Below are 17,729 nucleotides of genomic sequence, written 5' to 3' on the forward strand. Positions count from 1 at the left end.
GGGATTTGACGACCGGTGGCACAGCGTGATCCGCGGCACAGCTGACGCCCGGCATAAAAAATGTGCCGCGGCCGGTCCGGCCGCGGCACATCTCAGCGGGATTCCCGCAGGTTTGTGGAACTGATTAAGCAGGGTTTCCCAGGCGCGCCTGTTTGCGCACCGCATGCATGCGCTGGCCGATGGTCACGCAGCTGGCCAGCGTCAGCAGCACCAGGACCACCAGCAGCAGGACCTCGGGCACCCCCAGCCCCACCAGCCCGGTGGCCACGAGCAGCGACACCAGCCGTTCGGCCCGCTCGGCAATACCCACGTTGGCGTTGAAGCCCAGCGATTCGGCCTTCGCGCGGATGTAGGAGACCAGCATGCCGACCACCAGGCACAGGACGGCGGCGATGCCGATCGCGTCGTTGTCGCCACCCGTGAAGAACCAGATGGCTACGCCGGCAAACAGTGCGCCGTCGGCAAACCGGTCCAGCGTTGAGTCGAGGAACCCGCCCCAGCTGCCCTTGCGCTGCTGCTGCCGGGCCATGATCCCGTCAATGACGTCGGAGAAGATGAACACCGTAATGAAGATGGTGCCCCAGAACAGTTCACCCAGCGGGTAGAAGACCAGCCCGCCGATCATCACTCCAAGTGTGCCGGCGATGGTGACCATGTCCGGGGTGACCCGGTGCCGGAGCAACCAGGTGGCCAGCGGGGTGAAAACGGCAGTGAAGAATCCCCGTGCGTATTTGTTGAGCACGGCTCAGTCCTCGCTGTCCCGGCCGGAGCCGTCCGGCCAGGCCTCGGCAACCTGGCGGCGGACGTCACCCAGGGTCTGGGTGATGGCCTTGGTCTGCGCAATGATCGGCAGGAAGTTCCCGTCTCCGCCCCACCGCGGCACAATGTGCTGGTGCAGGTGCGCGGCAATCCCGGCCCCGCCCGTCTCCCCCTGGTTCATGCCCAGGTTGAAGCCGGAGGGACCCGATACCTTCCGCAGCACGCGCATGGCGGTCTGTGTCAGCGCCGCGATTTCCGCGGTTTCCTCCGGGTCAATGTCCGTGTAGTCCGGCACGTGCCGGTACGGGCAGACCAGCAGGTGGCCGGCGTTGTACGGAAAGAGATTCAGGATGACGAAGGCGTATTTGCCGCGATGGACTATCAGCGATTCCTCGTCCGTCCGCCCGGGGGCAGCGCAGAACGGGCAGGTCTCCTCCGAGGACACCTGCTTCTGCCCGCCCTTGATGTAGGCCAGGCGGTGCGGCGTCCACAGACGCTGGAAGGCGTCGGGAACACCGGGAAGTTCAAACGTGTCCGTTATGTCCGTGTCGTCTGTTTCTGCCATGGTGTCCCGCTGCCCCTACTTGTCCCGGTTCCGGACGGCTTCGACAATCCGCTTGACGGCCTCTTCAACGGGAACGCCGTTGTCCTGGCTGCCGTCGCGGAAGCGGAAGGACACCGCGCCCGCCTCGGCGTCGTCGCCTCCGGCAATGAGGACAAACGGGATCTTGTCCTTGGAGGCGGTGCGGATCTTCTTCGGGAAACGGTCGGTGCCGGTATCCACCTGGGCACGGATGCCGTGCGCCTTGAGCTTGTCGACGACGTCGAACATGTAGTCGTTGAACGCTTCGGCTACGGGGATGCCCACCACCTGGACCGGTGCCAGCCAGGCGGGGAACGCTCCGGCGTAGTGCTCGGTGAGCACTGCCATAAACCGTTCCACGGAGCCGAACAGCGCCCGGTGGATCATGACCGGGCGCTGGCGGGTGCCGTCGGCGGCCTGGTATTCAAGTTCGAAGCGTTCAGGCAGGTTGAAGTCCAGCTGGATGGTGGACATCTGCCAGGTGCGGCCAATGGCGTCGCGGGCCTGGACGGAGATCTTCGGGCCGTAGAACGCGGCGCCGCCCGGATCCGGCACCAGGTCCAGGCCGGAGGCTTCGGCTACCTCGGCGAGGGTGCGGGTGGCTTCCTCCCAGACCTCATCCGAGCCGACGTACTTCTCGGGGTCCTTGGTGGAGAGCTCCAGGTAGAAGTCATCCAGGCCGTAGTCCTTGAGCAGGTCCAGCACAAAGTTCAGGGTGGTGGTCAGTTCGTCCTTCATCTGCTCGCGGGTGCAGTAGATGTGGGCGTCGTCCTGGGTCATGCCCCGTACGCGGGTCAGGCCGTGGATCACGCCGGACTTCTCGTAGCGGTATACGGAACCGAATTCGAACAGGCGCAGCGGCAGTTCGCGGTAGGACCGTCCGCGCGAGCGGAAGATCAGGTTGTGCATGGGGCAGTTCATCGGCTTCAGGTAGTAGTCCTGGCCGGGCTTGGTGACCTCGCCGGTCTCCGGGTCGGTGACCTCGTCAACGTGCATGGGAGGGAACATGCCGTCGCGGTACCAGTCCAGGTGGCCGGAAACCTCGTACAGGTGGCCCTTGGTGATGTGCGGGGTGTAGACGAATTCGTAGCCCGCTTCGGTGTGGCGCTGGCGGGAGTAGTCCTCCATGGCCTTGCGGATGATGCCGCCCTTGGGGTGGAACACCGGCAGGCCGGAGCCAAGCTCGTCCGGGAAGGAGAACAGGTCCAGTTCGGTACCCAGCTTGCGGTGGTCGCGGCGCTCGGCCTCGGCCAGGCGCTCCTGGTAGGCCTTCAGCGCGTCCTTGGTGGGCCAGGCCGTGCCGTAGATGCGCTGCAGCTGCTGGTTGTTCTGGTTGCCCAGCCAGTAGGCGGCGGCGGAGCGGGTCAGCGCGAAGGCGTTGGAGATCAGCTTGGTGTTCGGCAGGTGCGGGCCGCGGCAGAGATCACACCAGACGACGTCGCCGGACTTGCGGTCCACGTTGTCGTAGATGGTGATTTCCCCGGCGCCGACCTCGATGTTCGCGCCTTCGCCGGCTTCCTCGGCGCCGTCCTTGGTGCCCAGCAGTTCGAGCTTGTACGGCTCGTTGGCCATGGCTTCGCGGGCTTCGTCTTCGGACACCACGCGGCGGACGAATTTCTGGTTCGAGTTGACGATCTTCTGCATCATCTTCTCGAGGGTCTTCAGGTCCTCGGGGGTGAACGGCTCGGCGACGTCGAAGTCGAAGTAGAAGCCGTCCTTGATGTACGGGCCAATGCCCAGCTTGGCGTCGGGGCGCAGCTGCTGCACGGCCTGGGCCATCACGTGGGCGGTGGAGTGGCGCAGGACGTTCAGGCCATCCTCGGAATCGATGGTGACCGATTCCACGACGTCGCCCTGCTCCAGCGGGGTGTCCAGGTCCTTCAGGACCGAGTTCACACGCATCACGACGACGTCGCGGCGTTCGAAGAAGAGCTGCGCACCGGTGGTGCCAGTATCCACCGTGGTCTCTTCGCCGTCGACGATGAGGGTGAACTTCTCTGGCACTGACACGGTTGTCTCCTAGATTTCGTTGTACGGCGTCTTCTGCACGGCCGAACCCGGCCGGCTCCTTCTTTGCGCCCGTACCGATGTTATCCGCTGCGCTTGTGCCCCACCAACATGCCGCGCTGACTGCCCGGCAGGGGAAGCGAGGCAGTGTCCGCCAAATTCCAGGCTTCGAGGGCCTGCAGGCTGATGCCCCGGGGCCCGGTGCGGCGGGTCAGCCCGCGGACAAGCAGCAGCTCGGTGCCGAAGAGCAGCGGACCGGATTTTTCCTGCGCCTCATGGAAGAACGTGCAGTCCACGCAGCCGGTGCCGTCATCAAGGCTGATGAACACCACCCGGCGGCCGCCGCGCATGGGCGGGGTCTGGGTGGCAACCCGGATCCCGGCCACCAGCACTTCGGAGCCGTTGCGCAGATCCATCAGCGCTTCGGCAGGTGTCACCCCCAGACTGCGCAGCAGCGGCCCGTAGCTTTCCATCAGGTGTGCACTCACGTCCACGGAGAGCAGATCCAGTTCGGTGCGGACCTTCTCCCGCAGCCCCGGTTCGGGCAGCTCCCGGTGCAGGTTCGCCAGTTCGGTGTCCCCCAGTGGCAGGGCCAGCTGCCCGGGGATCGGCTCGTACTTCCGGGATGACGAGCGGGCCGGGGCGGCGTCGAGGTAATGGATCAGATCCGCACGGCTGCCCCCGGAGCCGGTTTTTTGACTCAGGGAATCGAAGGCCCCCAGCTGGGCGAGGCGGCGCAGCGTGGGCCGGGAAACCCGTGCCCGGGCACGCAGATCGGCCAGGGAGTCATAGGGCTGCCCGGCGGCAATGCGCCGGAGCTCGACGGCGGAGAGCCCGTAGATCCCGGCCAGGGACAGCCGAATGCCCAGCTTGCCCTGCTCGGTGCGTTCCACCCGGTACTGCTCGCCGCTGCGGTTGATGTCCAGGGGCAGGATGGGAATGCCCATCCGCCGGGCCTCGGCCACCAGCAGCCGGCGCGGATACATCCCCGGATCGTGTTCGAAAATCCCGGCCAGGAACGCTTCGGGATGGTGTGCCTTCAGCCAGGCCGACTGATAGGTGGGCACCGCGAAGGCCGCCCCGTGGGCCTTGCAGAAACCGAAGCTGCCAAAAGCCTTCAGGGTGTCCCACACCTTATTGATGGTCTCAGGCGTGTAACCGCGCTCTGCAGCCTTGCTGCGGAAGTACTCCTCCACCCCCGGCTCCGCTGCTTCATTGCCCAGCAGCCGGCGCAGTTCATCAGCCTTGGCCAGCCCGCAACCGGTAAAAACGTTCAGGGTCCGCAGCACCTGTTCGTGGAAGACGGTGACGCCGTGCGTTTCCGCCAGCACCGGGCGCAGCGCCTCGTGCGGGTACACCTCGGGCGAGAACCCGTGCCGGTATTCCAGGAACGGCCGGACCATGTCGGATTTCATCGGTCCGGGCCGGAACAGGGAAATGTCGATAATCAGGTCGTTGAATTCCCGCGGTGCCATCTTTCCCACCAGTTCGCGCTGGCCAGGGGATTCAATCTGGAAGCAGCCCAGGGTGTGCGTACTACGGATGAGCTCATAGGTGGGTTCGTCGTCGAACGGCACCGCGTCCAGGTTGATCCGGCCGTCGGCTTCGATGAACTCAGGATCCGGGCTGCCGGGACCCTCCCGGTGTGCGCCGGCGGCAATGACTTCCTCCCGGGAGGAATGCACCCGGACCACTTCGCGGACGGCGAAGGCCATGGCACTTTGCATCCGCACCCCGAGGACGTCCAGCTTGAGCATGCCCATCGGGTCCATGTCGTGCTTGTCGAACTGGGACATGGGCAGGCCCAGCCCGCTGGGCTGCACGGGGGTACGGTCCAGCAGGGACTTATCCCCCAGGATCACCCCGCACGGATGCATGGAGATGTGCCGGGGAAGGCGGTCCAGGCGTTCGGTGAGATCCACCAGCAGGTCCAGCTGCCGGTTCTTTTCCACCTGCCCGGAGAATTCACGCAGTTCCGGCTTTTCGGCGAGCGCCTCACGGAAGTTGCGCGCCGAGAAGCGCCACAGCTGCTTGGCCACGGCACCGATGTCCTCTTCGTGCATGCCCAGCGCCAGTCCGGCGTCGCGCACGGCGCCGCGTGCCCGGTACCCGTTCTGCATGCTCATCAGGGTTACCCGTTCGGAGCCAAAGCGTTCAAAGATGCGGTGGTAGACGTTATGCCGTTCGGCGCTCTCCACGTCAATGTCGATGTCCGGCAGGGTGGAGCGGTCCCGGGACAGGAAACGTTCAAAGATCAGGTCATGGTCCAGCGGATTCACATGGCTGACGCCCAGCAGATAGTTCACCAGCGACGAGGCTCCCGAACCGCGTGCCGCCGCGCGCACCCCCATGCCGGTGATCATGGCCGAGACTTCGGCAACCGTCAGGAAGTAGGAGGCGAAACCCAGGCGGTCAATAATGCCCAGCTCATGGTCAAGCCGGTGCCGCATCTCCGCTTCGGCAACCGAGTCCCGTGACCTCAGCCGGCGGGTGATCCCGGCTTCGCACCGCTGGCGCAGTTCCTGCATGGGTTCTATGTCTATGCCGATGACCGAGGCTTCGGGTACTACGGGCTGCTTCCAGCCCATATCCCCCACCGGGTCCATCCGGCAGCGGTCCGCGAGCGCCGCAGTGTCGGCGAGCATCCGTGCCGCCGAGCCGCAGCCTGCCTCGGAGCTGATCTCCCGGGCCAGCGCCGTCATCTCACGTGTCCCCTTGAGCCAGCCCTGCCCGTTGGGCTGTCGGTCCGGCAGCCGGGACAGCGAGGTCAGCGAGCGCGCGGCGTCGAGCACGTCGGCGGTGGCGGCGCCGTCTTCATCCACGTAGCGCACGGCGTTGGTGAGGATGGCCGGTATCCGCATCTCATCGGCCAGACGGAACATCCGTACCGCGTGGGCAAGGCTGAGGTTCTCCCCCGGCGGAGCCAGATGGGTGACTACTTCCACGGCGAGCGCCCCGGCAGGAATGGCCGCACGCCAGTGTCCGAACAGGGTACGCGCGACGGCGTAGCTGCGGCTGCGCATGGCCAGGCCGACGTCGGACTGCGGGCCCACCAGGACGGTGAGCAGGGGTTCGCCCTCCTGCCCGGAAGCTGCAGGCGCCGTCCGGGAGTCACTGTCTCCGGTATCCGGGCTGCCGCTGACGTACCGGGCCAGCTGTTCCATAGTGACTCCCACGGGTTTGCCGGTCCGTGCCCGGGACGCCGAGGTGGAGGCATGCGCGGCGGAAATCAGCCGGCACAGGGCGCTGTAGCCGGCTCCCCCGTTATGCCCGTGGGCAAGGATCACTACCCTGCCCGTGACAGCGTTCCCACTGTCCAGGACGGCAAGGTCCACCCCGACAATGGGATCTATGCCCGCCTCCATGCAGGCACGCAGGTGCTTGACCGTTCCATACAGCCCGTCCCTGTCGGTGCAGGCCAGGGCGTCGGCGCCGTCCGCTGCCGCGGCGGCTGCCATCTCCTCGGGCCAGGAGACCCCGTAATGCGCGCTGAAGGCCGTAGCCGCGTGCAGATGGATAAAGCTCATGGGCGCATCAGGCACCGTTCTTCATCAGGCACCGTCCTCATCAGGCGCTGTCCTTCAGGGCGTCGTGAATCCGGATCAGGCGCCAGCGGTCAGTGTTGACATGGTGCGAGAGGTCCAGGGTGCGCAGGTCGGAGCGGTCGCTGACCCTCGCCTGGACGCGCCAGATCTCGGTATCCACCAGGCCGGCGCCGCGGCCGCGTTCTGCCCGCATTTCCTCTTCCCACCAGTTGCGGCGTTCATACCAGCGCACGGGGTCAGCTCCCACCTTGTAGGTGCGCCCGCCCCATACCAGCCGCAGTGGCTTACCCGCAGGCGAACACACCACCTCTATGCCTTCGCTGAAGACACCCATTTCAGCTCCCTTCCCCGACGGACCCGCGCACACCGCAGGCGAATCCGCGCCCGTGGCCTCCCACAGGGGACCAACTGGTTATCAACTGCCAACTAATTCGAACATATATTCGAACACTTCCTTTTCAGTGTACGGCTGGCTGCTGACAATCGGCACCGCGTAGTGCCGATCCGATGGCCGGCCCACCCCTACGGCCCGTTCATCCGCCACAGGTGAAGAGGTTCCGGCAGAAGCGCGCCATCCTGGTGCACACTGGTTCCAGATTCCCGCCCACCGATGGAGCACACCTTGGATCCCGATATCCCGTACCGGAACCCGTACGCCACCCCCGCGGAAACCGGGGCCCCGAAAACCGACCCCACGGAAACCGAAACCCCGGACCGGTCCGGAACCCAAACGGCGCGGCAGCGCTTCAGCAAGCCGGCCATCACCGGCATGGTCATCGTCACGCTCGGCTGGGCCCTGGCACTGATGCCCTTCTACTTTTGGATCCGCAGCTTAGGCAGTGTCAGCGCCGGCGTGGGCGGCGTTCTAAATCTCATCGGCTTCCTCGGTATTACCGCCCTGATTGCCTCAGTGGCAGGCTTCACTGCCTCGCTCCGGGCCGGCAATAAGAAGCTGGCCGCCCGGCTGTACATCATTCCCTCCCTGCTGTGGCAGCTGCCCATGGCTGCGCTGATCGGCTGGGTCCTTTTCCTTCTGTCCACTTACGACGCAACCTAGGCCTCCTCTGCAGCCTCACTGCGCACCGTGGTGGACAGCGGTACTTCCCGGATAAACAGGCACAGCACCAGGGCGACTGCCACCACGGGCACACTCAGCAGGAAAATCGGCGGCAGGGCGTTGCCGAAAGCAGCAGCAATGAAGTCCTGCGCCGGTGCGGGCAGCCCGCGCAGCATCGCCGGACTGAGCGAGTTGATGTCCCCGCCCACCGCTGCTCCGGCACCGGCCGGCGCCCCGGCCAGCTCGTTGCCCAGCCGGTGGATAAAGATCGAGCCGAACAGGGCAATACCAAAGGACGCGCCAATCTGGCGGAAATAGTTCGCCGCGGAGATCGCTGCTCCCATGTCCCGCCCGGGCACACTGTTCTGCACTATCAGCACCAGGTTCTGCATCAGCATGCCGATGCCCAGTCCCATCACCAGCATCCCGAGCGCCGTGAAGCTGTAGGGGGTGGTGTCAGAAATCCGCGAGAGCAGCACCAGCCCGGCAATGATCACCGCGCAGCCTAGCACGGGGTAGATCTTGTACCGGCCGGTCCGGGAGATCAGCTGCCCGGTGCCAATGGAGGTCAGCAGCAGGCCGCCCATCATCGGCAGCATCATCAGCCCGGACTGGGTGGCGGTGGCCCGGTTGACCATCTGCAGGAAGGTGGGCAGGTAGGAGATGGTGGAGAACATCGCGATTCCGACGGCGATCCCCACCAGCACGGGCAGCAGGAAGTTCCGGCGCCGGAACAGGGCCGGCGGGAGGATGGGTTCGGGAGCACGCCGCTCCACCGGGATAAACGCTCCGACGGCCGCCAGGGTCACGGCGGCCAGGACAAGGATCTGCGGACTGGACCAGGCATACGTGGTCCCGGCCCAGGTGGTCAGCATGATCAGGGCAGCGCTCGCGAGCGCCAGCAGCCCCGCGCCGGCGTAGTCCAGCTTCGGGCGCCTCCCCTTGGGCTTGGGCAGGTGCAGTGAGGTGATGACGACGGCGAGCGCCACCGCTCCGATGGGCAGGTTGATGTAGAACACCCACCGCCAGGACCAGGCATCGGTGATCCAGCCGCCCAGCAGCGGACCGCCCACGGAGGCCAGTCCGAAGGCGGCACCGATCAGGCCCATGTACTTCCCACGTTCGCGCGGAGAGACCAGATCCCCCAGGATGGCCTGCGCCCCGATCATCAGTCCGCCGCCGCCGATGCCCTGCAGGGCACGGAAGCCGATCAGCTGGCCCATGTTCTGCGCCAGCCCGGACAGGACCGATCCGGTGAGGAAGACCGCAATGGCGAAGATGAAGATGCTCTTGCGGCCAAACAGGTCACCGAGCTTGCCGTAGATCGGCAGGCCTATGGTCGCAGCCAGAATGTAGGCGGTAACCACCCAGGACAGGTGCTCCAGGCCGTTGAGGTCCCCCACTATGGTGGGCAGCGCAGTTGCCACGATGGTCTGGTCCAGGGCAGCCAGCAGCACCGAGAGCAGCAGCCCGGTCAGGACCAGGGCGAGATTGCGCTTGGGCCCGGCCTCTTCCGCTGCCTCCACCCGGTGTTTGGGCACTGCGGGTACCGGACGGTCGGGGATCGCCGCGATACGCGGCGTTAACGCTCTATGCGACATAGGGGGTTGGTGCTCCTCGCTGATTTGCGTCCTATTCCACTTCCGCTTCCACCCGGGCGGTTCTGGACAGCGGCTGCTGCACAATAAAAAACGTCAGGATGAAGGCTGCGGCCAGAAAGGGAACGCCCAGCAGGAAAATGGGCGGCAGGGCTTCCCCGAAGGCGGACTTGACGAAGTTCTGGGCAGCGGCGGGAAGTGCCTTGATCGCGTCCGGACTGATTGAGTTCGCCCCGCCGGACGCCGCATCCCCGGCTCCGGGAGGCGCCGAGGCCAGCTGATTGTTGAGCCGCTTGATGAACAGCGACCCGAACACCGCAATACCCAGCGACGCGCCCAGCTGCCGGAAGTAGTTGGCGGTGGACACCCCGGTGCCCATGTCATTGGGCGGAACACTGTTCTGCACAATGAGTACGGTGTTCTGCATCAGCGCGCCGATGCCGAGTCCAAGGACCAGCATGCCTGCGGCAGTGAACGAATACGGCGTCGTACTGGAAATCCGCGAGAGCATAACCAGCCCGAGGATCATGATTGCCGACCCGAGGATCGGATAGATCTTGTACTTGCCGGTGCGCGAAATCAGCTGCCCGGTACCGATGGACGTGATCAGCAGGCCGGCCGTCATGGGCAGCATCATCAGCCCGGATACAGTGGGGGACGCGCCGTTGACTATCTGCAGGAACGTCGGCAGGTAGGCAATGGAGCCGAACATCGCCACGCCGACAGCCAGTCCTACCAGTGTGCAGATCAGGAAATTGCGGATGGCGAAGAGCCGCAGCGGAAGGATGGGCTCCCGGGCCCGCAGCTCCACGGGGATGAACACCGCCACGCTGACCACAAACACTGCGGCCAGGGTCAGGATGGTGGGCGAGGTCCAGGCGTAGTTGTTCCCGCCCCAGCTGGTCAGCAGCACCAGCGCCGCGCTGCCGATGGCCAGCAGGGCGGCGCCGGCGTAATCCAGTGAAATGCCCTTCGCGCTGTTCCGGGGCAGGTGCAGGGCGCCGATGATGACGGCGAGCGCAAGGACCCCGATGGGCAGGTTGATGTAAAACACCCAGCGCCAGGACCAGTTGTCCGTCAGGTACCCGCCCAGCAGCGGCCCGCTGACAGAGGCGATGCCGAAGGCCGCCCCGATCAGACCCATGTACTTGCCGCGCTCGCGGGCGGACACAATGTCTCCGATAATCGCCTGTGCGCCGATGATGAGCCCGCCGCCGCCCACGCCCTGGATGGCGCGGTAAGTGATCAGCTCGGCCATGCTGTGCGACTGTCCGGACAGTGCCGAGCCGGCCAGGAACACCACAATGGCGAAAATGAAGATGTTCTTGCGTCCCAGCAGGTCACCCAGCTTGCCGTAGACGGGCAGCCCGATGGTGGAGGTCAGCAGATACGCGGTAATCACCCAGGACAGATGGTCCAGTCCGTGCAGGTCCCCCACGATGGTGGGCAGGGCTGTGGACACGATGGTCTGGTCCAGGGCGGCAATCAGCACGGCCAGGATCAGTCCGGTGAAAATGAGGGCGACCCGGCGGCTGGAGTGCTCAGGGGCGCCCTGCCGCCCGGAGGGCAGGTCCGGGGACGCAGGACCGCCTGTCGAAGCACCCGGGGGCGCCGGAGCAGCGGCGGGACGTGCCAGCGTCGCGCCGGAGTGGGCAGCCAGCGATACGGTATTGACCGGGGCGCCCATGGCGCCGGTCATCCCTGCGGCGGGGTGGGCTGCTACTGTTCCGCGGGCGGTAAACCTCTCTGCCATACGCATCTCCTAGGAAATTTCCGCCGGAAGGTGGCAGTCCGGGTTGCCCTTTCCATTCGACGCCCGCGGTGCCGCCAAGTCAACGGTCCGCGGCGGCGTCACCGCTGCGGAAAACGAAGCCGCACGGAGACGGAGCGGCTCCCCGCTGACAGCCTTGTTCCGCGCGCACAGCAAGTGCACACTGGGCCTCAATACGGACCGTCATGATGCCGAAGCCCGCACGATCCACGATGTCTTTCGGGGTACGCCATGAACCGCACCATCAGTATTGTTTTTCGCGCGATACCGCTTCTGATGGGCGCTGTCTGCCTGTCCTATGGCCTCTACATTCTGGCCGGGCCCGACGATGCCAGCCATTTTGTCGCCGGACACGTCAACGTCGGGCTGACCGCCATCTGCTATGCACTGTTCACGACGGCCGCCACCATCATCCGGCAGCTCATCAACCGTTACGGGCGCGTGTGGGGGATCATTCTGCCGCTCTCCGGCTATATGGCTGCTGCCGCCGCCATTATCTGGGGCATCATCCTTGCCAACCGGGAGAACACCGCAGCGCACCTGACGGCGGGCTTCGTAGTAATCGGTGTCGGCTTCGTCGCCGCATGCGTCAGCACCGTCGCGGCTGCATCCACGAAATTCACCCTGATCCAATCTGCACAGTTGCTCGATCCGCTGGGCGGACCGCCGGAGGGTGCCCACTCCCGTGCCGCCGGCGCCGCACTGATCGCGGTTCCGGCTGCCGCCGCCATCACCGGTTTTTCCCTGGCTGCCGGCCTGCTGATGCGCGGAGACATTCCCGGATTCGTGGCCGGCCACGTCATGATCGGACTGTCGGTGATCTGCACCGCACTGATCGCCCTGGTGGCGAGCATCGTGCGCCAGATACGCAATGCCTTCAACGACAGCGAGCGTTTGGCCTGGCCCTGGCTTGTGGCTGCCGCGGGAGCCGTCAACCTGCTGCTCGGATTCTTCGTGCTGTTCAGCTCAGGTGAACCCGCCAGGCTGGCCCCGGGATGTGTGCTGATCGGCCTAGGGTTGATCTGCTTCAGTATCCTGTCCAAGGTGCTGCTGCTCGCCCTCGTCTGGCGCCGCTCGTTTGCCCTGGCCAACCGCATCCCGCTGATGCCCATCGGAACAGCGCTCACCTGCCTGTTTTTCGCGGCATTCCTTTTTGAAGCCGCCGGCACGGACCCGGCGTTCTTTGTCCCCGCGCACGTGCTGGTGGGACTCGGAGCCGTCTGTTTTACGCTGTTCTCCATCGTCTCGATCCTCGAGGCGGGAACGGAGTAGCGGCGGCTGTTCGTCCGGCGGCCGGGCCCGCTGCCTCGGGTCCGGCAGAGGAGAGGCGGTCAGGCAAAGTCCATTCCTTCGGCCGGGCGGGGGCGGGTGAGCCAGTACCGGGTGCCGGCCGGATCGCGGGCCACAATGCCCTCGTCCACCAGATAGCGGCGGATGGCCGCGGGATCGGCGGTGTACCCGGCCAGTCGGGCCGTCAGGTCCTTTTCGGACAGCACCGGCCGAAGGCCCGGCTCCGGCGGTACAGCGTGTTCAAAAACCTCCCCGGCCACCAGATGCAGCAGTTCGAGCCGGTCGGAGCGTTTGCGCGGGTACGCCTCGATCCTGCCGTTCACCAGGAACCGGCGGGCGGAGGAGTCCGGCGGCTGGACGCCGGCGGCGAGCAGGTCGCGGAAGAGGGACGGCGAGGGCTCCACCCGGTTCTCCCGCACGGTCAGCAGTCCCGCTTTTTGCAGCACCGCCAGCGACTTGGCTTCGGCGGAGGTGAGGTGTGCCGGGTCCAGCGGGGCCCCGTCGTCGGCCGCCAGCACGGCGCGGGCGTACAGGTGCAGCCGGCGCGGGTCCGCGAGCGCCGCGGCAACGGGACGCCAGGCGTTTCCGGCGGCCGGGGTGGTCTGGTTCATGCGCCACAACATACCGCACGCGGCTCAGCCGCCCCGGCCGGAGCTCCTAGCTGCGGCTGAACGCGTCCAGCTTGCGCTGGGTTTCCATCTGCTGGCGTACCTTGAGTTCGTAGTCCACGAAGGCCTCGATCATGGCCTTGTACGTGCGTTCAACCACGTTGCAGTCGCTGTCCTGGTCCTCGGCAGCCTGCCGGACGTGGGCAATCACTTCCTCCATGCGCTTGGGTGACCGTACGGCGTCGTCGTTTTCCTTGAGCCCCCCGGCGAGACGGACCAGCCGTTCCCGCCGCCAGATCAGCGCAACGATTTCCTCATCGATTTCGTCAATTGCTGTCCGGACATCATCTAGCTGTCCCGAAACGGATTTCTGCTCAGCTGTTTCCATGGTTTAAGAGTATCCAGTACCCGCCGGCACCTTGGGCGCAATTGCCGCCCCGCGGCGGGGCTTACCCGTTTTCCGCGCCACAATGCGCATTCCACCGCGTTCAATGGCAGGATCAAAACGTGAACCCCCATGTATCCGTGGTGACCGTAGGCGTACGGGACCTCGAAGTAACTTACGCGTTCTATGCTGCCCGGCTGGGTTGGACGCCGCTGCAGTACGTTCCGGAGGAAGTGCTGTTTTTCCAGGTGAACCACGGCCTGGTGCTGTCCTTCTTCCGCGCCGACCATCTGGCAGCGGAGGCCGGGCCGTTGGGCGATATCCGCGACGCCCCCTTCACCCTGGGCCACAATGTGGAGTCTCCGGCCGATGTGGACGCCGTGCTGGCCAAGGCCGCCGGCGCCGGCGGGCAGATCACCGCGCCGGGAAGCCAGATGAGCTGGGGCGGGTACTCCGGCTACTTCACCGATCCGGACGGCGTGCGCTGGGAGGTCTGTTGTAACCCCGGGCTGACCGTGGGCACCTCCGGGCAGGTCACCCTGGCAGTCCTCGGGCCGGATATGAGCGGCTAGAAGAGCACCTCTTCCACCGTGCCGGCCGGTTCCCCGGGGTGCAGCAGGTATTCCCCGTCGTTGCGGACGTTGCCGACGGCGGGGTGGGCCGGGTGCAGGGCCCAGTCCGACGCCGCCGCATACGCCTGTGACACAACCGCGCCCACCAGCTCCGGGGCATCCCGGCGGGAGGGATCCAGCCAGGCGGCCATCGCGGCCGGCGAGAGCGGCAGCGGCAGCCGGTCATGCAGGTCCGCCAGGTCCCGAAGCACCGGTTCGGTGTGCTCCGCCGGGGGTGAGGCAACGGTCAGGATGGACGTGGAGAGCAGCCACCGCTGGGGATCGGCCTGTCCCCTGGCCGGATCGCGCCACCATTCATAGAGTCCGGCAAAGAAGATGGGCCGCCCGTCCGGCCGCGAGACATAAAACGGGCGGCGGGTTTTACCGGGCCCGGTTTTCCATTCGTAGTATCCGTCCACCGGGACAGCGCAGCGGCGGGCGGCGACGGCGTCGCGGAAGGTCGGTTTCTCCAGCACCGTCTCGGTCCTCGCATTGAAGGCCCGCACCCCCACCGATGCGTCCCTGGCCCAGCCCGGCACCAGACCCCACTTCGCCACGTGCACCTGACGGACCCGCCGGCCCTCCACGAAGCGTTCAAGCACCACGGGCACGTCCGACGTCGGTGCAACGTTCCAGGAGGCACGCAGCTCAAGGTTCGCATCGGCTTCGGCCTCCGCCTCGGCGACCAGGTCCGCTGAAGCCCGGGCCATCACGTATCGTCCGCACATGCCACCAGTCTGCCACCGGGAATGGAGCCGCCCCGAATACTGTTGGAGTAGGCAACCCGATCATTTCAACCGTCAAAAGGAGCACCCCCGTGGCCGCCACAGCCGAAGCCTTCACCCCCGCCGCCGGAACCATCACCATGTTCTCCACCTCCTGGTGCGGATACTGCCGCCGCCTGAAGTCCCAGCTGGACAGCCAGGGCATCGGCTACACCGAGGTGAACATCGAGGACGTCGAGGGAACCGCGGATCTGGTCGAAGCACTGAACGGCGGCAACCAGACGGTCCCGACCGTCATCTTCCCGGACGGCTCCTCCGCCACCAACCCCTCCGCCTCCGAGGTCAAGTCCCGCCTGGGCCTCTAGCGCTCCGCCGCCGCGTTTGGCCCGGTCCCGCGCCGGGCCAGCCGCGAGGGCCACCAGATCCGCTGCCCGATGTCATAGGACAGGGCCGGCACCAGCAGCGAGCGCACCACCAAGGTGTCCAGCAGCACGCCAAAGGCGACGATAAACGCCAGCTGCGCCAGGAACAGTACCGGGATCACGCCCAGCGCCGCGAAGGTTGCCGCCAGCACAATACCGGCGCTGGTAATCACGCTGCCGGTGATCATCAGCCCGCGGATCACCCCTTCCCGGGTGCCGTGGCCAATGCTTTCCTCCCGCACCCGGGTCATCAGGAAGATGTTGTAGTCAACGCCCAGGGCCACCAGGAAGATGAACCCGTACAGGGGCACCGCCGGATCCGCCCCCGGGAAGTGGAAGACGTGGTTGAACACCACGGCGGAAACACCCATGGTCGCCCCGAAGGACAGCAGCACCGTCAGGATCAGCAGGAACGGTGCCAGCAGCGACCGCAGCAGCAGCATCAGCAGGAACAGGATCACCACCAGGACCACCGGGATGATCAGGTTCCGGTCATGGGCGGCCGAGGCATTGGTATCGATAGTGGTCGCCGTGACCCCGCCGATCAGCACATCCCCGATGCCGGCCGTTTTGTCCCGCATCTCGGTCACCGTCTGCTCGGCGGAGTCCGATTCCGCCGATTCGGTCAGTGTCGCCTCCAGCAGGACCTTCCCCTCCACCACCTTCGGCGCGCCTGAGGTACCGGGCACGGGCGAGGCCTGCACGCCGTCGGCCGTCACCGGCAGCGTTCCGGCCGGAGTACCCGTGGCGTTCACCGCCAGTGCATCGACGCCGGGCACCGACAGGACGGTCCGGGCAACGGCGTCCAGTTCACCTTCCGGGGCGACAATCAGCGCGGGGCTGCCGGAGCCGGAGGGAAAGTGCTCACCCAGGACCTGCTGGCCTTCCTTGGCCGCGGTCTCGCCCAGCACAAAGTCGCTCTGCGGCACCCCGGAGGCACGCAGCTGCAGCAGGCCGCCTGCCGCAATCAGCAGCACCAGGGTAGGCACCACCCAGACCCGGCGCGGATGGCCCTTGACCGTGCGGGCCACCCGTGGCCAGAACCCCTTGGCCGAGTTGCCGTCCCGGTCCGGGTGTTCCGAACCGAACGCCGGCCGCCGCGGCCAGAACGCCGCCCGGCCGGTCAGCATCAGCAGTGCCGGCAGCAGCGTCATGGCGGCCAGGAACGCGAAGCCGATGCCGATGGCTGCCACCGGTCCGAGCGCCTTGTTGGAGTTGAGGTCGCTGAGCAGCAGGCACAGCAGGCCGGCCACTACGGTGGCGGCGGAGGCGAGTACCGGCTCGAAGGTTCCCTTCAGGGCCGCCTTGGTAGCATCCCAGCGCCCCTCATGGTCGCGCAGGGATTCCCGGTACCGGGAGACATAAAGCAGTGAATAGTCCGTTGCGGCGCCGATGCCCAGGATGAACAGAATCCCCTGTACCTGCCCGTTCAGGGTCAGCGCCCCGGCCTTGGCCAGGTAAAACACCACCAGGATGGCTGCCGAGAGGGCCAGGATCGAGGTCAGCAGGACCAGGAACGGCAGCAGCGGGGAACGGTAGACCACCACCAGGATCACCAGCACCGCCAGCGCTGCCACCAGCACCAGTGAGGTGTCGATGCCGCCGAAGGCTTCGGTGATGTCCGCCAGCTGCCCGGCCGGCCCGGTCACGTAGCCGTCCAGGCCGGGCGGAATGCCGTCCTTCACCACACTGTTCAGGTTCTCCACGGTGGCCGCAGCGCCGTCGTTATCCTCCACGGGCACAAAGAGTTCTGCTGCCTTGCCGTCCTCAGAGAACTGCGGCGGGGAGACCTTGCCTGCGACGCCGTCAACCTCCGCCAGGGCGGATGCCCGGCCGGTGACGAACGTCCGGTCCGCTTCGTTCAGGCCGCCGTCGTTGACGTACACCACCACGGCGGGGATGGCGTTGCTGTCCGTGAACTTCTCCTGCAGCTCCGCCACCTGCGTGGATTCGGAGCTGGCCGGCAGGTAGGAGGTCTGGTTGTTATCCGCCACTTCACTGATCTTGCCGAAGTACGGGCCTCCGACGCCGCCGACCGCCAGCCAGGCCAGCACCAGCAGCACCGGCAGCAAGAAGACGCGCCAGCCGGTGCGCGGCCTGCTTCCGGGAGAGTGGCGGGTGCTGCCGGATGCTGAGGCGTTCATGGGCCGTCCTAGGGCTAGGTGGCACTCCGGGAATATCAGCCGCGGCATGTACACGCTGCAGACCCTTTTCCGCCTTCCATCGTAGGACTGCGCCGTCGACGGCGGCAGTCCCTGCACGGTTGCGCCGGAAGCGGAAGCGTAATTCCCGGCTTCGCTCCGGGCCGGATCGCTTCATAGGATGGAAACCGGGACGCCGGACGTCGGCGCCCCGCCGAACATCGCAG

General features: G+C 66.2%; 15 protein-coding genes. 4 read left to right on the forward strand and 11 right to left on the reverse strand.

The features are described 5' to 3' along the window. Window positions 1–124 precede the first annotated feature (124 nt). The 5 genes from pgsA to MUK71_RS09575 all read right to left on the reverse strand — a co-directional run bounded on the left by pgsA (window position 125) and on the right by MUK71_RS09575 (window position 7,228). Window positions 125–742: a phosphatidylinositol phosphate synthase gene (gene pgsA, locus MUK71_RS09555; protein ID WP_227901699.1), complete on the reverse strand. Its 618-nt coding sequence runs from the start codon at window positions 740–742 to the stop codon at window positions 125–127. Between the two features lie 3 nt (window positions 743–745). Further along, entirely contained in the window at window positions 746–1,324 is a 579-nt protein-coding gene (locus tag MUK71_RS09560; RefSeq protein WP_227901697.1) for an HIT family protein, read from the reverse strand. Window positions 1,325–1,339: 15 nt separating this feature from the next. Further along, window positions 1,340–3,352 (reverse strand): threonine--tRNA ligase, encoded by a 2,013-nt coding sequence (thrS, locus tag MUK71_RS09565; protein WP_227901695.1) that lies wholly within the window; start codon window positions 3,350–3,352, stop codon window positions 1,340–1,342. 80 nt (window positions 3,353–3,432) lie between these two features. Next, a complete protein-coding gene (locus MUK71_RS09570) occupies window positions 3,433–6,876 on the reverse strand; it encodes a DNA polymerase III subunit alpha (RefSeq protein WP_227927721.1) in 3,444 nt (1,147 codons plus the stop codon). 40 nt (window positions 6,877–6,916) lie between these two features. Continuing rightward, window positions 6,917–7,228: a DUF6504 family protein gene (locus tag MUK71_RS09575; RefSeq protein ID WP_227901694.1), complete on the reverse strand. Its 312-nt coding sequence runs from the start codon at window positions 7,226–7,228 to the stop codon at window positions 6,917–6,919. A gap of 288 nt (window positions 7,229–7,516) precedes the next feature. Here MUK71_RS09575 and MUK71_RS09580 point away from each other — a divergent pair, with 288 nt between their 5' ends. Continuing rightward, window positions 7,517–7,951, forward strand: coding sequence for a hypothetical protein (locus tag MUK71_RS09580; protein ID WP_244802766.1), 435 nt, complete (start codon window positions 7,517–7,519; stop codon window positions 7,949–7,951). Here MUK71_RS09580 and MUK71_RS09585 read toward each other — a convergent pair. Continuing rightward, a complete protein-coding gene (locus MUK71_RS09585; RefSeq protein WP_227927719.1) occupies window positions 7,948–9,552 on the reverse strand; it encodes an MDR family MFS transporter in 1,605 nt (534 codons plus the stop codon). The two genes, MUK71_RS09580 and MUK71_RS09585, sit on opposite strands and share 4 nt — an antisense overlap. Window positions 9,553–9,583: 31 nt before the next feature. After that, window positions 9,584–11,302 carry an MDR family MFS transporter gene (locus MUK71_RS09590; RefSeq protein WP_227927718.1) on the reverse strand — a complete coding sequence of 573 codons (1,719 nt, stop codon included), beginning with the start codon at window positions 11,300–11,302 and terminating at the stop codon, window positions 9,584–9,586. A 249-nt stretch (window positions 11,303–11,551) separates the two neighbouring features. On the opposite strand from MUK71_RS09590, the gene MUK71_RS09595 reads away from it, so the two are divergent. Then, window positions 11,552–12,592 (forward strand): DUF2776 family protein, encoded by a 1,041-nt coding sequence (locus tag MUK71_RS09595; protein ID WP_227901689.1) that lies wholly within the window; start codon window positions 11,552–11,554, stop codon window positions 12,590–12,592. 59 nt (window positions 12,593–12,651) lie between these two features. Here MUK71_RS09595 and MUK71_RS09600 read toward each other — a convergent pair whose 3' ends face one another. Both MUK71_RS09600 and MUK71_RS09605 read right to left on the reverse strand, forming a co-directional pair. Beyond that, a complete protein-coding gene (locus tag MUK71_RS09600; protein WP_227901688.1) occupies window positions 12,652–13,221 on the reverse strand; it encodes a DUF2087 domain-containing protein in 570 nt (189 codons plus the stop codon). 46 nt (window positions 13,222–13,267) lie between these two features. Further along, window positions 13,268–13,606: a chorismate mutase gene (locus MUK71_RS09605; protein WP_227901687.1), complete on the reverse strand. Its 339-nt coding sequence runs from the start codon at window positions 13,604–13,606 to the stop codon at window positions 13,268–13,270. Between the two features lie 119 nt (window positions 13,607–13,725). Between MUK71_RS09605 and MUK71_RS09610 the strand changes: the two genes are divergently transcribed. After that, the gene (locus tag MUK71_RS09610) at window positions 13,726–14,175 is read left to right on the forward strand and encodes a VOC family protein (protein ID WP_227927717.1); all 450 of its coding nucleotides are present in this window, start codon (window positions 13,726–13,728) and stop codon (window positions 14,173–14,175) included. On the opposite strand, the gene MUK71_RS09615 is transcribed toward MUK71_RS09610, so the two are convergent. After that, window positions 14,172–14,942: an SOS response-associated peptidase gene (locus MUK71_RS09615; RefSeq protein WP_227927716.1), complete on the reverse strand. Its 771-nt coding sequence runs from the start codon at window positions 14,940–14,942 to the stop codon at window positions 14,172–14,174. The two genes, MUK71_RS09610 and MUK71_RS09615, sit on opposite strands and share 4 nt — an antisense overlap. A gap of 137 nt (window positions 14,943–15,079) precedes the next feature. Between MUK71_RS09615 and MUK71_RS09620 the strand changes: the two genes are divergently transcribed. Next, window positions 15,080–15,304, forward strand: a complete 225-nt coding sequence (locus tag MUK71_RS09620; RefSeq protein ID WP_146361879.1) for a mycoredoxin — start codon at window positions 15,080–15,082, stop codon at window positions 15,302–15,304. On the opposite strand, the gene MUK71_RS09625 is transcribed toward MUK71_RS09620, so the two are convergent. Then, complete coding sequence (locus MUK71_RS09625) at window positions 15,301–17,505, reverse strand: MMPL family transporter (protein ID WP_227927715.1); 2,205 nt, start codon at window positions 17,503–17,505, stop codon at window positions 15,301–15,303. The two genes, MUK71_RS09620 and MUK71_RS09625, sit on opposite strands and share 4 nt — an antisense overlap. Between the last annotated feature and the right edge of the window lie 224 nt (window positions 17,506–17,729).

It is taken from the genome of Arthrobacter zhangbolii (genome assembly GCF_022869865.1).
GTDB lineage: Bacteria > Actinomycetota > Actinomycetes > Actinomycetales > Micrococcaceae > Arthrobacter_B > Arthrobacter_B zhangbolii.